Source organism: Citrobacter sp. Cpo071 (assembly GCF_030332765.1).
Lineage (GTDB): Bacteria > Pseudomonadota > Gammaproteobacteria > Enterobacterales > Enterobacteriaceae > Citrobacter > Citrobacter portucalensis.
On sequence record NZ_JAOWHE010000077.1, the window covers coordinates 42,215 to 57,524 of the forward strand.

Here is a 15,310-nt window from a genome sequence, read left to right on the forward strand (position 1 = left end):
GTGTCAGGTTTTGTTTCAATAGGGTTTATATGAATTCAAATACACAAACGCAAGCCTCATGTAAAGGTATTGCAGTTTATTTGTTGTTAATTTCATTTTGTGTTCTATGTTTTATCTGGCCTATCCAGAACTCAATTTTACCAACTAATAGAAATCTCTTTATATACTTAAGTACGGCATTAGTGCTATACTTTTACGTCCGTAAAAAGTATGTATCTATTGAGCTTAGTCGACTGGCAAAATATGCTGTCGCTTTAATTCTTATTTTTCTCGTGTTTACACTGGTCAATGGGTTATTTGTTGCAATTGATGTGGGGAAAATGTTGCGCGGTTGGCAGGGACAATACCTGCGTGCGGGGCTATTATTCTTTGTTGGACTCTTTTTATATCCAATCTGTAAGTATCATTTTAAATATATAACTGCCAATAAGGTATTGTCTTTAGTTGTTCTGTGTTCGCTAGGGGTGATATTTATTCACCTGCTGCAGAATATCTATTTTTATATCAAGACGGGAACGATACTCTGGGGTGAGACGTGGATTGTGCCAACTCGCACCGAGATGAGCTTTCAGATAAACATGGTTACGGGAATTTTACTGGCAGAACTTGCCTGTCGACTGTTCCTTGGCCGTAAGTATCTTATTTTCAGCAACAAATTGATGGCTGCCTTTATTTTGCTGTGCTTCATCTGTTCAGCATTAGCGAAGACCCGCTGGGGCACTATTGGTCTGATTGGTAGTACGATTTCTATCTGCGTATTTATTGCCTTAAAAGCGATTAGCCGAAAGAACTTGCCGAAGCTCTGTCTGGCTGCACTGGTCGTTACGATAGTAGTAGGCATTATAGGCTACACTTCCTGGCATCAGGACTCCCGCTGGAAAAGCCTAAGCATGGATATGGTTGCTGGTTGGGATCTGGGTATGCACAGTCGTTGCTATAACGGTTTTGATGGCCCGTTGATGCAGGACAGCACTGGACGCATCATGGATGACTCGAATAGCTGCCGGGCATCGTTCTTCCGTCAGGGGAGCGAACTGATCGCTGAATATCCTTTTGGTGCGGGTCCGCGAAAAGATGCATTCTTAGTGCTTATGCAGGAAAAATATCACGACCCTATTATTCAGCAATCTAACAGCCATTACGGGTTGATTGATGTCGCGCTTCAGAACGGTGTCCTTGGGCTTATCAACTGGCTGGCATTCGTCATGTTGATGATCCTTATTGGCTGGCGTGCATTCTCTCGTGATTTAATAATTCCGGGTCTGTACTTGTCTCTTTTAACGGTGAGCTTCTTGTTCCGTAGTGGTGTAGATAACATGATGCGCGATCACTACCTTGAGCAAAACCTTGCGTTATCAGGTTTAATGCTGGGTCTGATCTTTACGAGTAATAAAATATCACGGGCTAAAAAATGAAAGTTTTAATTATTCGTAGAGATAATATTGGCGACTTGATACTGACAACGCCGCTGATCTCGACTATTGCAAAAGACATGAATTGTAAAGTTGATTTGTTGGTTAACACCTACAATCAATCGATTATCGAAAATAATCCTCATGTAGGTAAAGTTTTCTTATACAGCAAGCTGCACCACCGTTCTAAAGGTACATCTAGCCTTAAGGTATTGTTTCAGCGCCTGAAGACGATTATCGATCTGCGTCGTGCTAAATATGATGTCGCGATTATTGCCAAAGAGCATTGGGATAAACGACCTTTACAGTGGGCAAAATTAGCGGGTGCTAAAAGAATTATCGCTATTGGTAATGACTGCCCGGACATTGTCACCGATGCCATTCCTGAAACTCAGGAGCAGCTTCATCTGGTCAATTTATTGAATAGATTAACGGGACCGCTAGGCTGTACTTCTAAACCAGGTCCGCTGGAGCTGTATGTCACACCCCAAGAACTGGCTGATATAAAAGCAAAGATAGAATTTCCACAGGATAATTTACCTGTTTATGGGTTGCAGATAAGTTCCCGAAGAGAAGAACAACAATGGCAAAAAGAAAAGTTTGTTGAGCTTTCGCATAGACTTGCAGCCATACAGGCGTGCCATATTATGTTATTCTGGTCTCCAGGAAAATCAGATAATAAATTACATCCCGGTGATGATGATAAGGCTGATTTTATCAGCGCGCAATGTGCCGATCTGCCGATTATTCCAGTAAGAACGAATAGCGTTCGTGAGCTGATGGCCGGTATGTCACTATGCGATCAGATTGTGACCAGTGACGGCGGTGCCTTGCATATTGCTGCTGGGGTGCGCAAACCAGTGGTGGCGCTGTTCGGCAACAAGGCTGCATGGCTATGGACGCCATGGGGTGTGCCGTACGAAATGCTGCAAGGAAAAGATTATGATGCTCGCAATATTAGCGTCGATGATGTATTTACGCGGTTTGTAAGTCTGCAGGAGCAAGTGCGTAAAAATACCGCAATGGATGAAGCATAAGTTTACTTATTGCTATAGATAAGTTGATATATTGATCCCTATCTGGCGATAGATTAAATAGGTTTTATTTAATGATTAGAGCATTGAGAAAAAAAATTCAGCTATTACTGGTTAATCTTTTTTTAATGATATACACCCGTAAGAAAGATTTTTCTTTTAGTCAGCAAGAATTTGAAAATCAGGATAAAAATCAGCTGAAGAATATCCTGATTTATTCTTCAACGGCGCTGGGTGATTTCATGATGAACTCTCCAGCAATTCATGCGCTCCGCCAGACATATCCTTCTGCGACAATCACCCTGATTTGCCACAAAAAGATGTATGACTTCCTCAAAGGGGGGAGTGACTGGGACGATCTTATCTCATGGGATAATAAGCTCACCACCCTCCCGGCATTGGTTAAAGAGATCAAGAAACGTGGAACGCCAGACCTGACGGTAATTCTTCACTCACATACACCTTACGATTTCCTTAGCGCCATTATTGCTGGCACAAAGTATGTCTTTGTGGATAACGATAAGCAGGACATCCCACTCGTAAGTAAATGGGCAACCAACAGAATCAGTAAATTCGTTGGGCATACTATTCAGCGAAAGCTGGAGCTTATCATGCCGTTGCTGAATGAAAAGCCAGACAACAGTATGCACCTGCCGTTTCCTGTCGAACGTACGATGAGCGAGGAAGATTCAAAGCTGCGCTGGATTGGTTTTCAAATGGGAGCATCATCCTTTAAGAAATGCTGGCCTGTTGAGCGATTTGTCACTTTCGCAAACCAACTTTTTGCCCATGATGATGTGCGTGTCGTCCTGATTGGCGCGCCGAATGAAGTGCCTCTGCAGGACGAATTTTTGCAAAAGCTGGATAGCCGCTTTCATGACCGCGTAAAGCCACTTATCGGTAAAACGACGCTTAAAGGGTTGATTCAGGAAGTGAAGAATATGGACCTGCTGGTAACATCTGATACAGGACCTATGCACCTTGCCGTGGCAATGCGGGTACCGACGGTGAGTATGTATGTGATCACCTCACCCTATCTTTATGGCCCCTATCAGGACCCTCAATTGCACAAGGTGGTTTACAAAGCCTATACGACGCTGGATGAAATTAAGTATCGTTCAGCGCTAGAGAAGGTGAGTTGCGAAGAGATCATGGCGCATGTAAAACCATTCCTGCAGTAAGCTTACCGATGCTCTGCATGTTCTGATAAGCGTGCAGAGCACCCGTCCCGAGTCGGGGGATTATACGTCGGACGGTAGGTGTGTTAGTACTTGCTGAGCGGTGAGTAACGACAGTTTTCCTTCCGGAGCAATGCACGTTAACTGATTCTTACCGTAGCCACCAATGAGCCCTGGGTCGGTGGGACCATACAGCGTAACGTTTGGGCGATTGAGCGCGGCGGTCAGATGACTAAGGCCTGTATCAACCGAAACTACAAATTTAGCACCGGCGAGGATACGCGCAATTTCCTCAAGACTCATCCTTGGCAATACATCGACATTATCAAATCCTTCCGCAATTCTTCTTGCTCTTTCCTCTTCATGCGCTGCTCCCCAGGGAAGTTTAATGCGAATCCCTGTCTTCGGTATCAGCGTAATAAGGTCCCGCCAGTGCGCTTCTGTCCAATGCTTATCATCTCGCGTGGTCGCATGTAAAAATACAGCGTAGGGCTGCGAATTAGACGTTTGCTGTTTTACAAAATGCTGCGCAATCGCGTAATCACCCTGCAACTGCGGTTTAGCATACCCCAGGCTTTTGGCGAACAATTCACGGGTACGTTCCACCGCGTGCTGCTGTTTGGCTATGTGATGTTTGCGATTATAAAACAGACTTGCCAGCGGTTCGCGGGCTGTGCTCCAGTCCATACCATGCTTGATGCCACGTGCCAGACGTGTCACCAACGCGGCGCTTTTAACTAAACCCTGAGCATCGATTATTGCGTCATAATGCTGTAAACGCACCGCATCGTGAAACGCTTTACGCTCGGCTTTAATCGGCGCTGAAAACCAGGCTTTACGCCAGCGACGGATCGCCACTGGAATAACCCGGTCAACGGCTGAATGCCAGGAGGGGATTTGAGCGAACCCTTCTTCCACCACCCAATCAAATTGAATACCCGGAATAGCCTGCTGCGCATCGGTTAATGCGGGCAACGTATGCAGTACATCGCCCATAGACGACGTTTTAACGATCAGAACCCGCATCCGTCAGGCTTCCTCTTGTAACAACAGGTCGTTGAGTTCTTCCAGTACGCGCTGGGGTGTGATGTCCATCAGACTCTGGTGATAGCCTTCTGCCGCATCGCCCTTACGCACTTTGTGATACCCCGTAATCAGGCGAATGACACGTGCCTTGTGGGAAAGCGGGGGCGTAAAATCCGGGCTGCTTGGACCATACAATGCGACCAGTGGACGGTTCAGTGCTGCGGCCACGTGCATTAATCCAGAATCGTTGGTGACGACCGCTTTGCAGGCGGCGAGCAGAATGACGGCCTGTTCCAGCTGTGTTTCGCCCGCCAGATTACGGCACCAGGCTTGCTGTTCAGTGCTCAGCGTTGCCAGGATCTCATTGCCAGCTTCATGGTCTTTTGCTGAGCCAAACAGCACAATCTGATGGCCTTCATCGATCAACTGCTTCGCCAACTCTGCGTAGTGGTAATGTGGCCAGCGTTTTGCTGGACCAAATTCCGCACCTGGGCAAAAACCGATGATGGGGCGTTCGGCTGAAAGGGAAAACTGACTACAGGTCAGTGATTTCTCGCCTTCGCTGACCTGCAACTGTGGCCATAGCAGAGGCTGCGGCAAATCTTTGGCCGTCAGCATCACGCCTTTATCATAAGCCAGAGCCACATAGCGCTCGACCATCAGTGGCCATGCGTCTTTATCCAGTACGCGCGCATCGTTCAGCAGACCGTAGCGCATCTCGCCACGCCAACCGGTACGATGGGGAATACCCGCAAAGAACGGCACCAGAGCGGATTTAAACGAGTTAGGCAGCACATAAGCGCGGTCATAGCGCTTCTCACGCAGACTGTGGCCGAGTTTACGGCGCTCGCCGATCTCCAGCGCGCCGTGCCCCAACGGCATGGCGATAGCTTCGTTGACTTCTGGCATGCGCGACAATAACGGACGGCACCAGGCAGGTGCCATCACGTCGATTATCGCCTGGGGATAGCGCGCCTTGAGCGTGCGATAGAGACTTTGCGACATCATCATGTCGCCCACCCAAGACGGGCCAACCACCAAAATTTTCATACTTACGCGTCGCGGTTCAGCCAGGCCATATATTCCGTGACGCCTTCGGCGACGGTTTTAAACGGCTTGTCATAGCCCGCTGCGCGCAGGTTCGTCAGATCTGCCTGGGTAAATGCCTGGTAGCGGCCTTTCAGTTTTTCCGGGAATGGAATGTACTCAATGCTGCCTTTTTTGTGGTACGCCAGCGTAGCATCGGCAACCGCCTGGAAAGATTCCGCACGACCTGTACCGAGGTTAAAGATGCCGGAAACCCCGTTTTCCAGGAACCACAGGTTTACCGCAGCTACGTCGCCTACGTAAACGAAATCACGTTTGAAGTTTTCACTGCCTTCGAACAGTTTTGGTGTTTCACCATTGTTAAGCTGGGTGTTGAGGTGGAAAGCAACGCTTGCCATGCTGCCTTTGTGGCCTTCACGCGGTCCGTAGACGTTGAAATAGCGGAAGCCAACAATCTGAGAATTGGCTTCTGGCAGGATCTGACGCACGTACTCGTCGAACAGGAATTTTGAGTAGCCGTAGACGTTCAGCGGTTTCTCATATTCACGGGATTCGATGAAATCAGAAGTGCGACCGCCGTAGGTGGCGGCAGAGGACGCGTACAGGAACGGGATTTCACGCTCCAGGCAGTAGTGCAGCAGCTCTTTGGAGTATTGATAGTTGTTGTCCATCATATACTTGCCGTCCCACTCGGTGGTGGAAGAGCATGCGCCTTCGTGGAAAATCGCTTCGATATCACCGAAATCTTCCCCGGCCATAATCTGGATCAGGAAGTCTTCCTTGTCCATGTAGTCAGCAATATTCAGATCCACCAGGTTAACAAACTTGGTGCCGTCTTTCAGGTTGTCCACCACCAGGATGTCGGTGATACCTTTATCATTCAGGGCTTTAACGATGTTGCTGCCGATAAAGCCCGCGCCGCCGGTAACGATGATCATAAATGTAACCTTTGAATTATGGAGTCAGAGACAATCTCAGACACGAATACTTCTATCATATCACTACATGGCTTAGGCTTCAGCCATTCACCGATAAGCCGTGCGGGTACACGTGATTTATGCTTCATTTTGAAGAAGTGATGATGCGTCATCTCGTATCAACGTATAGCTTTGGGTAATATGTGCTGAAATTTGCCCAGTCTGGAGAATTGAAATGCGTGGGGATTTTTACAAACAGTTAACGAACGATCTCGAAACCGCACGTGCGGAAGGATTGTTTAAAGAAGAACGCATTATTACATCTGCCCAGCAGGCGGATATCACCGTGGCGGATGGAAGCCACGTTATTAACTTTTGTGCGAACAACTATCTGGGACTGGCTAACCATCCGGAACTGATTGCAGCGGCAAAAGCGGGTATGGATTCTCACGGATTTGGTATGGCTTCGGTTCGCTTTATTTGCGGTACCCAGGACAGCCATAAACAACTGGAGCAAAAACTGGCGGCATTCCTCGGTATGGAAGATGCCATCCTTTACTCTTCTTGCTTCGACGCCAACGGTGGCCTGTTTGAAACGCTGTTGGGCGCAGAAGACGCAATTATTTCCGATGCCCTGAACCACGCTTCTATCATTGATGGTGTGCGTCTGTGTAAAGCAAAACGTTTCCGTTACGCCAACAACGATATGGTGGAACTGGAAGCTCGCCTGAAAGAAGCGCGTGAAGCGGGCGCTCGTCATATCCTGATCGCCACTGATGGCGTGTTCTCTATGGATGGGGTAATCGCTAACCTGAAAGGCGTTTGCGATCTGGCGGATAAATACGACGCGCTGGTCATGGTTGATGATTCCCATGCCGTCGGTTTTGTCGGCGAAAATGGTCGTGGCTCCCATGAATACTGTGACGTGATGGGTCGCGTGGACATCATCACCGGTACGCTGGGTAAAGCACTCGGCGGCGCATCCGGTGGTTACACCGCAGCGCGCAAAGAAGTTGTTGAGTGGTTGCGTCAGCGTTCCCGCCCTTATTTGTTCTCCAACTCACTGGCACCGGCGATTGTTGCGGCTTCCATTAAAGTGCTGGAAATGGTTGAAGCTGGCAGCGACCTGCGCGATCGCCTGTGGGCGAATGCACGTCAGTTCCGCGAGCAAATGTCTGCCGCAGGCTTTACGTTAGCTGGTGCGGATCACGCGATCATCCCGGTTATGCTGGGTGATGCAGTAGTGGCGCAGGCATTCGCCCGCGAGCTGCAAAAAGAGGGGATTTACGTTACCGGATTCTTCTATCCGGTGGTTCCAAAAGGCCAGGCGCGTATCCGTACCCAGATGTCTGCGGCGCATACCCCTGAGCAGATTACGCGTGCTGTTGAGGCGTTCACACGCATTGGTAAACAACTGGGCGTTATTGCCTGAGGATGTGAAATGAAAGCGTTATCCAAACTGAAAGCGGAAGAGGGCATTTGGATGACCGACGTTCCTGAACCGGAAGTCGGTCATAACGATTTGCTGATTAAAATCCGTAAAACAGCCATCTGCGGGACTGACGTTCACATTTATAACTGGGATGAATGGTCGCAAAAAACCATCCCGGTACCGATGGTCGTTGGGCATGAATATGTCGGCGAAGTTGTTGGCATCGGCCAGGAAGTTAAAGGCTTTAAAATCGGCGATCGCGTTTCAGGCGAAGGTCATATCACCTGCGGGCATTGCCGTAACTGCCGCGGTGGACGTACTCACCTGTGCCGCAATACGACCGGTGTCGGTGTAAACCGCCCTGGCTGCTTTGCGGAGTACCTGGTGATCCCGGCATTTAACGCATTTAAAATCCCGGACAATATCTCCGACGACCTGGCGTCTATCTTCGATCCGTTCGGTAATGCAGTGCACACGGCGCTGTCGTTCGATCTGGTTGGGGAAGATGTGCTGGTTTCCGGTGCGGGTCCAATCGGTATTATGGCGGCGGCGGTCGCGAAGCACGTTGGCGCACGCCACGTGGTGATCACCGACGTTAATGAGTATCGCCTTGAGCTGGCGCGCAAAATGGGTATCACCCGCGCGGTCAACGTGTCGAAAGAGAATCTGACCGACGTGATGGCTGAACTGGGTATGACCGAAGGGTTTGATGTGGGCCTGGAGATGTCCGGGGCGCCGCCAGCGTTTCGCGCCATGCTGGACACCATGAACCACGGTGGCCGTATTGCTATGCTGGGTATTCCGCCATCTGATATGTCAATCGATTGGACCAAAGTTATCTTTAAGGGGCTGTTTATTAAAGGTATCTACGGTCGTGAGATGTTTGAAACCTGGTACAAAATGGCTGCACTGATCCAGTCTGGTCTGGATTTGTCGCCGATCATCACCCATCGATTCTCCATCGATGAATTCCAGCAGGGCTTTGACGCGATGCGTTCAGGCCAGTCAGGGAAAGTGATCCTGAGCTGGGGTTAGTATTAAGCCGGTAAGAATGAATAGCCAGATATGATTAATATCTGGCTATTTTTTACTTGCCGCGAATTTTTCGTGAAAGTCGGCGAAGCTTTTCTTTCAATAAAATCAGGTTATAAACGAAGCCATGACCCTGAATATCGATATTGTATTTATTCCGGAGCGTGAGGATATCGTTCGCCTGGCATATTTTCATAATGCCTTTGCATGAAAGATCGATAATTTTAAGTTCACCTGATGACGTTCTAATAAAATTCCCAGGGTGAATATCATTCGATGCAAGACCTGCATTGTGAAGCTTAATAATACAGTCTTTCACCTCTTCGGCATTACTTTCATTGATATCGGCAAGGGGTTTACCATCAATGTATTCATGCACGGTTGACACTTCAACACATTGACGAAAGTGACATTTTTCGGCAACGTAGTACAGGTCTGCAGTACAGGCGCGTTGCTCTGGAGTTAAGCGTGCCAGTCGTTTAATCATATGTGAATAAAAGGGCCCGGAAATAAAGTTTAGCGCTTTTTTTTCAAAGCGATTGTCTATTTCACGGTCGTTCTTGACAATAAACTTTTTATTTTCATATTCGACAAGATGGACGCTGCGAAAGCCATTTTCAGCATTCAGTTGTTTCCCTTTTATTTCATTATTTGATACTTTTTCCATCAACAAAGGGAAATTAATTTTTTCTTTCTTGAAATAAACATTAAAGTCATTTAATTCAGCCTTACTAATGTTCATTAAATTCGCCTTCGTATATTAATCTGTTGTGGATAGTTATGCTCTGTATTATACAAAATTGTATCGACGGTGGTTAGTTAATACATGCTTTTATGTAAAAGGCACACAAAAAACAGTGTTATGTTCTATCTAATTGAAAGTAATTGATTAATTGCTTTACGTTATGAAAATTTCATGACTTAAAGCATCAATGTAGTAAGAGTGCTTTGGTCATCATTACATTTGCACTGTTCATTTTGTGATAGAGATCAAGTTAGTATAACAAAATCCTTTGTCATACACAGGTAACAACTAAGTTAGCTATTTGTGCTGTTTTTTGTTTCTCGGACGTGTAAGTAAATAGGTTATCAATCTAGCTAATATAAATTTATAGGAATGCTGGCCTATTTCTCTGGAAATTGTACCTCTTGCTAAGCCTTAATAATATCTTAATAATCGGGTGATAGAGTAACGACAATCCCATAGATTAGATGATTACCCTACGATGAAAAGTAAATATAAATTAAGCGTTATTATCCCGTTATATAATGCCGGTAGTTACTTTCGTGACTGTATGGAGTCATTAATTGCGCAGACCTGGAAAGATCTTGAAATCATTATTGTAAATGATGGTTCTACGGACTGTTCAGTCGATATTGCGCAATACTATGCGGAAAAATATCCCCATGTTCGGCTGCTGCATCAGGCCAACCAGGGTGTCTCTGTCGCGCGAAACCTTGGCCTGGATGTCGCTGTGGGGGATTACATCGCATTCGTTGATGCCGATGATGAAGTCTATCCGGAGATGTATGAGACATTGATGGGAATGGCCTTGCATGACAACCTTGACGTTGTACAAAGCAACGCAGACTGGAGTTCGCGGGAAACATCCCGAGTCTGGGTATCCATTCCAACAGATCGTCTGCGCTCTACCGGTATTCTCTCCGGCCCAGACTGGTTGCGTATGGGGCTTGCTTCGCGCCGCTGGACGCATGTTCTCTGGATGGGGGTATATAGAAATGACCTCATTAAAGAACACAATATAAGATTTATCCCTGGGTTACATCATCAGGATGTCATGTGGAGTACGGTGTTTATGTTTAATGCCACTCGAGTGAAATATACGGAAAAACCATTATATAAATACTACCAACACGATGGCTCAATTAGCCACATGAAGCGGCAGGGTGAAGCGAATTTAAACTATCAACGGCACTATATAAAGATCACTCGCCTGCTGGACGAACTTAATCATAGCTATGCTAACCGCATCACTATCCATCCTGAGTTTAAGCAACAAGTGATTTATGAGGGACTGCGAGTATGTCATTGTATTCGTAAAGAACCCGATCCACAGATCCGCCAGCGCATGATTGCTGAAGTATTTGTATCGGGTATGTTCAAGCGTATGGTGAGTAATATCTGCAGCGTTAAGCTGGGTTATCAGGTGCTGTTGTGGGCTATCCGTTTTAGCCAGTGGCGCGATAAATCATTGACGCCGCGCCGCCTGGCCCATTTAACGCTGGATAGTAAAGACTGATTATTGCCAGCCCTGCCACTGCAGGCGCATATACTGCACCAGCGTGCTTTGGGTGATGCTTTCGCCGAGCACGCTGAAGAAGCGGCTGGCGTACACCGGCTCTAACGGCTGTTTCGGTTTGCATAATTTCACCCCGCGGAAAGGATTACGCGGAGCATCAGGCGTACCGTTCTTCGGTGGCGTGAGGTTTGGCTTGGAGGTATCCACCTGTGGTTCATTGAGCAAGCTGCTTGGGCGAACCAGCGTGATGTCGGCTGGCAGGCTATACAGCATCTGCTGCAGGACGCGAACCGTAGACGGGTGAGGGTGGCCAATGGCGATTGCGGAACCGTTGCGGCGTGCAAGCTCGACGGCACGATTAAACTGACGGCGAATATCGGCTTCATTTTGCGTGTCATCCAGGAAGACTTTGCGTTTGATGACCTTCACACCGGTGCCTGACGCTGCGCGCATTGCCTGGCTGTTACCGATGGTCATGCTGTCCAGGAAGTAGAGGTCGTAGCGTTCCAGCGCCTGCATCACCTTCTGCATGCCGAAAAGACTGGAGGTCATCGCGCTGCCCATATGGTTGTTCAGACCGACCGCATTCGGCACTTTGCTTACCGCGTCGCGAATGATCCGCTCAATCTCTTCGCTGCTCATTTCAGGGCGTAACGTGTCTTTCTCTAACGGCTGCTTGCTCAGCGGCGCCATTGGCAGATGGATCAAGACTTCATGCCCGCTGTTATGCGCTTTGATTGCCATTTCACGCGCATGTGGGGCGTTAGGCAGAACGGCAACGGAGATGGTAGAAGGCATCGCCAGTACCTGGTTTTCAGTGTGTGGGCGATAGCCGAAATCATCAATGACGATGGCGAGTTTGCCAGCAAATACAGGTGTTGCGAAGGCCAGCAGACTGACGAGAGAGAGTAGTAGACGACGAAATTGTTGTGGCAAAACTTATCTTCCCAACCACGGCTGTGGATTGACCGCCTGACCCTGGCGACGAATTTCGAAATAGAGTGCCGGCCTGCCCTGACCGCCGCTGCTACCCACAAGTGCTATAGGCTGCCCGGCGCGAACCTGCGTACCGACGCTGACCAGTGCGCTCTGGTTATAACCGTACAGGCTCATATCGCCTTTACCGTGTTCAACGACGACCACCAGTCCATAGCCCTGCAGCCAGTCCGCCAGAATGACACGACCATCGGCAATGGCTTTAACTTCGGTGCCCTCGGATGCACCAATAACCATCCCTTTCCAACGTAGCTCACCCTGCAGCTGTTCGCCATAACGATGTAACGTTGGACCACGAACGGGCCAGAATGCCTGACCGCGTGGCGAGCCCAAACCGCCGGTACGCGACATCAGTGATTTTTCACTTTCGGTCGGTTTATAGGTTGAGCCTTTTCGTGACGCATCCTTCTGCTTATCACGTACGGCCTGCGCCTCGCGTGCTTCACGTTCCGCACGCGCTTTGGCTGCGGCTTCGGCGCGGGCAATGCTGTTGCGCAGACGGGATTCGTTGGCGCGCATTTCGCCCAGTTGCTGTTGACCCTGTTGAATCGATGATTCCAGACTCGAAAGTGTTTTCTGGCGTTCGTTACGTGCCTGTTCCAGCTTAGCCTGCTGAGCGCGCTGTTCGTACAGTAGCGTCTGCTGTTCGCTCTGCTTATCTTCCAGCTCGGCTTTTTGCGAGTCGACCTCTTCGCGGGTTTGTTTCAGCTGCGCGATGGTTTCCTGTCGCGCCTGGTTCAGGTAGCCGAAATAGGCCTGCAGGCGTTGCCCACGCTGGCTTTCTTCACCGCTAAGAATGAGCTGAATGCCTGTGTGTTCGCCCTGGCGAAAAGCTGCGTCGAGTTGGGCTGCCAGGCTGCGTTCTTGCGCGGCCCGCTGTTTTTCCAGCTTCGCGAGTGCTGCGTTCATCTCTGCGATTTGCGCATTCAGCTGCGCCAGTGAGTTTTGCGTTTCGCGCAACTGCCTTGCGGCAACGGCGATGGCCTGTTCCTGCGCTTTAAGCTGAGCGAGGAGGGTGGCGCGTTGTTGTTGCTGTTGGCGTACCGCGCGTTCTTTTGCCGCGATATCGGCCTGAATAGATTTGAGCTGGTCGCGTTCGTCCGCGTGGGCGGAAAAGGCGCACAGCAATACGCCAGCGCTAAGCGCGCTGGCGTAGAACAAGGGCCTGACTGAAAACTTACGCGGTTTCACGGCCCGAGTGATGGTATTAATCGCCTTTCCCCTCATGGGGAGGGATTATTCCACGATGAACAGCGGCTTACCAGTCATCTCTTGCGGGATTTCCATACCCATCAGCGTCAGCATCGTCGGGGCGATATCAGAAAGTTTGCCGCCTTCGACTGCTTTAACGTTCTTACCACCGACATAAATCAGCGGAACGGGCAGGTTGGTGTGCGCAGTGTGCGCCTGACCGGTGGACGGATCGCGCATCTGCTCTGCGTTACCGTGGTCCGCGGTGATCAGCAACTGGCCGCCAACGGATTCAACCGCTTTCGCGACCTGTTCAACGCAGTGATCCAGCGCTTCAACCGCTTTAACCGCTGCTTCCATCACTCCGGTATGACCAACCATGTCGCCGTTCGGGTAGTTACAAATGATGGTGTCGTATTTTCCGCTCTCAATCGCCGCAACCAGTTTTTCGGTCAGCTCAGCAGAGCTCATCTCCGGCTGCAGATCGTAGGTCGCAACTTTCGGTGAGTTGATCAGGATGCGGTCTTCGCCTTTGAACGGCTCTTCTACGCCGCCGTTGAAGAAGAAGGTCACGTGCGCATATTTTTCGGTTTCGGAAATACGCAACTGCGTTTTGTCGTGCTTCGCCATCCACTCGCCAAGGGTGTTAGCCAGAGATGCTGGTGGGTAAGCAACCGCAGTTTTGATGTCGGCCGCGTATTCGGTCAGCATCACAAAGTTGAGGTTAACGACTTTCTTACGGGCGAAGCCGTCGAAGTCAGCGTTAACAAACGCACGAGTGATTTCACGCGCACGGTCAGCACGGAAGTTCATGAAAATCAGCGTATCGCCGTCTTCCATGGCGGCTTCAGCCTGGCCTTCAGCACGGATCACGGTCGCTTTCACGAATTCGTCGTTTTCGTCGCGGGCATAAGCAGCCTGCAGGCCTTCAACCGCCGTAGCGAACTGGAACTCGCCTTTGGCCAACGTCATCAGGTCATAAGCCTGTTCAACGCGATCCCAACGGTTGTCACGGTCCATCGCGTAGTAACGACCGATGATGGACGCTACGCGGCCTTTGCCCAGTGCGGCAAATTTCTCTTCGAATTTCTGCAGTGAATGTTCAGCGCTGCGCGGCGGGGTATCGCGGCCATCAAGGAAAGCGTGCAGATAGATTTTTTCCGCGCCGCGTTCAGCAGCCATTTCTACCATCGCCATGATGTGATCTTCGTGGCTGTGAACACCGCCCGCAGAGAGCAGACCCATGATGTGAACCGCTTTGCCGCTATTTTTTGCCTGGTCGACCGCATTGGTCAGTACCGGGTTAGCGAAGAAAGTACGCTCTTTAATTTCTACATCCAGACGGGTCAGGTCCTGATACACGATGCGGCCCGCGCCCAGGTTGACGTGACCGACTTCGGAGTTGCCCATCTGGCGATCGGGCAGGCCAACTTCCAGGCCAGACGCATCAATCAGGGTATGCGGACGTTTTGCCCACAGGGCATCCATTACCGGGGTTTTGGCATTAAAGATGGCGTTATCCTGGCTGTCTTCGCGATAGCCATAGCCATCCAGAATCACCAGTACCATAGGTTTTTTAGAAACCGACATTGCGACAACCTCACACTTAATAGATAAAAAATAATTGCGTAATTTTACTACAGCTGAATCGATAAAGTAGCCCCGGAAGATCAAATAATCGACCAGAGCGCGCCACAGAGGGCGCGGTTTTAGGTTTTTTTTTCCGTAGCGCCCCGCAAAAATGCAATCCAATGCACGCTCTGGCTGTATTTGCGCCAACGCGC

At 49.3% G+C, this 15,310-nt stretch carries 13 protein-coding genes; 6 read left to right on the forward strand and 7 right to left on the reverse strand.

Annotation, left to right across the window (positions count from 1 at the left end; translation table 11 throughout):
* Positions 1–29 precede the first annotated feature (29 nt).
* From OGY09_RS09065 to OGY09_RS09075, 3 genes are all read left to right on the forward strand, one after another.
* On the forward strand, positions 30–1,415 hold the full coding sequence (locus OGY09_RS09065; protein WP_008786472.1) for an O-antigen ligase family protein: 1,386 nt from the start codon (positions 30–32) through the stop codon (positions 1,413–1,415).
* On the forward strand, positions 1,412–2,449 hold the full coding sequence (locus OGY09_RS09070) for a glycosyltransferase family 9 protein (protein WP_032945369.1): 1,038 nt from the start codon (positions 1,412–1,414) through the stop codon (positions 2,447–2,449). Before OGY09_RS09065 ends, OGY09_RS09070 begins: the two co-directional genes overlap by 4 nt.
* Positions 2,450–2,520: 71 nt before the next feature.
* Positions 2,521–3,627, forward strand: a complete 1,107-nt coding sequence (locus OGY09_RS09075; RefSeq protein ID WP_020996055.1) for a glycosyltransferase family 9 protein — start codon at positions 2,521–2,523, stop codon at positions 3,625–3,627.
* A gap of 60 nt (positions 3,628–3,687) precedes the next feature.
* Here OGY09_RS09075 and rfaC read toward each other — a convergent pair whose 3' ends face one another.
* From rfaC to rfaD, 3 genes are read right to left on the reverse strand one after another with little or no spacing between them, the layout of a single operon-like run.
* Positions 3,688–4,650: a lipopolysaccharide heptosyltransferase RfaC gene (gene rfaC, locus OGY09_RS09080; RefSeq protein ID WP_008786470.1), complete on the reverse strand. Its 963-nt coding sequence runs from the start codon at positions 4,648–4,650 to the stop codon at positions 3,688–3,690.
* Between the two features lie 3 nt (positions 4,651–4,653).
* Entirely contained in the window at positions 4,654–5,700 is a 1,047-nt protein-coding gene (gene rfaF, locus OGY09_RS09085; protein ID WP_032945368.1) for an ADP-heptose--LPS heptosyltransferase RfaF, read from the reverse strand.
* A 2-nt stretch (positions 5,701–5,702) separates the two neighbouring features.
* Positions 5,703–6,635 (reverse strand): ADP-glyceromanno-heptose 6-epimerase, encoded by a 933-nt coding sequence (rfaD, locus tag OGY09_RS09090; RefSeq protein ID WP_032945367.1) that lies wholly within the window; start codon positions 6,633–6,635, stop codon positions 5,703–5,705.
* A 214-nt stretch (positions 6,636–6,849) separates the two neighbouring features.
* Between rfaD and kbl the strand changes: the two genes are divergently transcribed.
* Together kbl and tdh are read left to right on the forward strand one after the other, a co-directional pair.
* The gene (gene kbl / locus OGY09_RS09095; protein ID WP_003827313.1) at positions 6,850–8,046 is read left to right on the forward strand and encodes a glycine C-acetyltransferase; all 1,197 of its coding nucleotides are present in this window, start codon (positions 6,850–6,852) and stop codon (positions 8,044–8,046) included.
* Positions 8,047–8,055: 9 nt separating this feature from the next.
* Positions 8,056–9,081 (forward strand): L-threonine 3-dehydrogenase, encoded by a 1,026-nt coding sequence (gene tdh, locus OGY09_RS09100; RefSeq protein ID WP_032945365.1) that lies wholly within the window; start codon positions 8,056–8,058, stop codon positions 9,079–9,081.
* 52 nt (positions 9,082–9,133) lie between these two features.
* Here tdh and OGY09_RS09105 read toward each other — a convergent pair whose 3' ends face one another.
* Entirely contained in the window at positions 9,134–9,820 is a 687-nt protein-coding gene (locus OGY09_RS09105) for a lipopolysaccharide core heptose(II) kinase RfaY (protein ID WP_008786466.1), read from the reverse strand.
* A 484-nt stretch (positions 9,821–10,304) separates the two neighbouring features.
* Here OGY09_RS09105 and OGY09_RS09110 point away from each other — a divergent pair, with 484 nt between their 5' ends.
* Complete coding sequence (locus OGY09_RS09110) at positions 10,305–11,339, forward strand: glycosyltransferase (protein WP_032945363.1); 1,035 nt, start codon at positions 10,305–10,307, stop codon at positions 11,337–11,339.
* Here the strand turns inward: OGY09_RS09110 and OGY09_RS09115 are convergent, their stop codons facing one another.
* The 3 genes from OGY09_RS09115 to gpmM are packed head-to-tail and all read right to left on the reverse strand — an operon-like array spanning position 11,340 to position 15,116.
* Positions 11,340–12,275 (reverse strand): divergent polysaccharide deacetylase family protein, encoded by a 936-nt coding sequence (locus tag OGY09_RS09115; protein WP_032945360.1) that lies wholly within the window; start codon positions 12,273–12,275, stop codon positions 11,340–11,342.
* 3 nt (positions 12,276–12,278) lie between these two features.
* Positions 12,279–13,538 (reverse strand): murein hydrolase activator EnvC, encoded by a 1,260-nt coding sequence (envC, locus tag OGY09_RS09120; protein WP_231587333.1) that lies wholly within the window; start codon positions 13,536–13,538, stop codon positions 12,279–12,281.
* A 33-nt stretch (positions 13,539–13,571) separates the two neighbouring features.
* A complete protein-coding gene (gene gpmM / locus OGY09_RS09125) occupies positions 13,572–15,116 on the reverse strand; it encodes a 2,3-bisphosphoglycerate-independent phosphoglycerate mutase (protein ID WP_003827325.1) in 1,545 nt (514 codons plus the stop codon).
* Positions 15,117–15,310: the final 194 nt, after the last annotated feature.

Bases quoted from the DNA above. Each gene is read 5' to 3' on its own strand.
- OGY09_RS09065 (WP_008786472.1), top strand. From the start codon at position 30: ATGAATTCAAATACACAAACGCAAGCCTCATGTAAAGGTATTGCAGTT.
- OGY09_RS09070 (WP_032945369.1), top strand. From the start codon at position 1,412: ATGAAAGTTTTAATTATTCGTAGAGATAATATTGGCGACTTGATACTG.
- OGY09_RS09075 (WP_020996055.1), top strand. From the start codon at position 2,521: ATGATTAGAGCATTGAGAAAAAAAATTCAGCTATTACTGGTTAATCTT.
- rfaC (WP_008786470.1), bottom strand. From the start codon at position 4,650: ATGCGGGTTCTGATCGTTAAAACGTCGTCTATGGGCGATGTACTGCAT.
- rfaF (WP_032945368.1), bottom strand. From the start codon at position 5,700: ATGAAAATTTTGGTGGTTGGCCCGTCTTGGGTGGGCGACATGATGATG.
- rfaD (WP_032945367.1), bottom strand. From the start codon at position 6,635: ATGATCATCGTTACCGGCGGCGCGGGCTTTATCGGCAGCAACATCGTT.
- kbl (WP_003827313.1), top strand. From the start codon at position 6,850: ATGCGTGGGGATTTTTACAAACAGTTAACGAACGATCTCGAAACCGCA.
- tdh (WP_032945365.1), top strand. From the start codon at position 8,056: ATGAAAGCGTTATCCAAACTGAAAGCGGAAGAGGGCATTTGGATGACC.
- OGY09_RS09105 (WP_008786466.1), bottom strand. From the start codon at position 9,820: ATGAACATTAGTAAGGCTGAATTAAATGACTTTAATGTTTATTTCAAG.
- OGY09_RS09110 (WP_032945363.1), top strand. From the start codon at position 10,305: ATGAAAAGTAAATATAAATTAAGCGTTATTATCCCGTTATATAATGCC.
- gpmM (WP_003827325.1), bottom strand. From the start codon at position 15,116: ATGTCGGTTTCTAAAAAACCTATGGTACTGGTGATTCTGGATGGCTAT.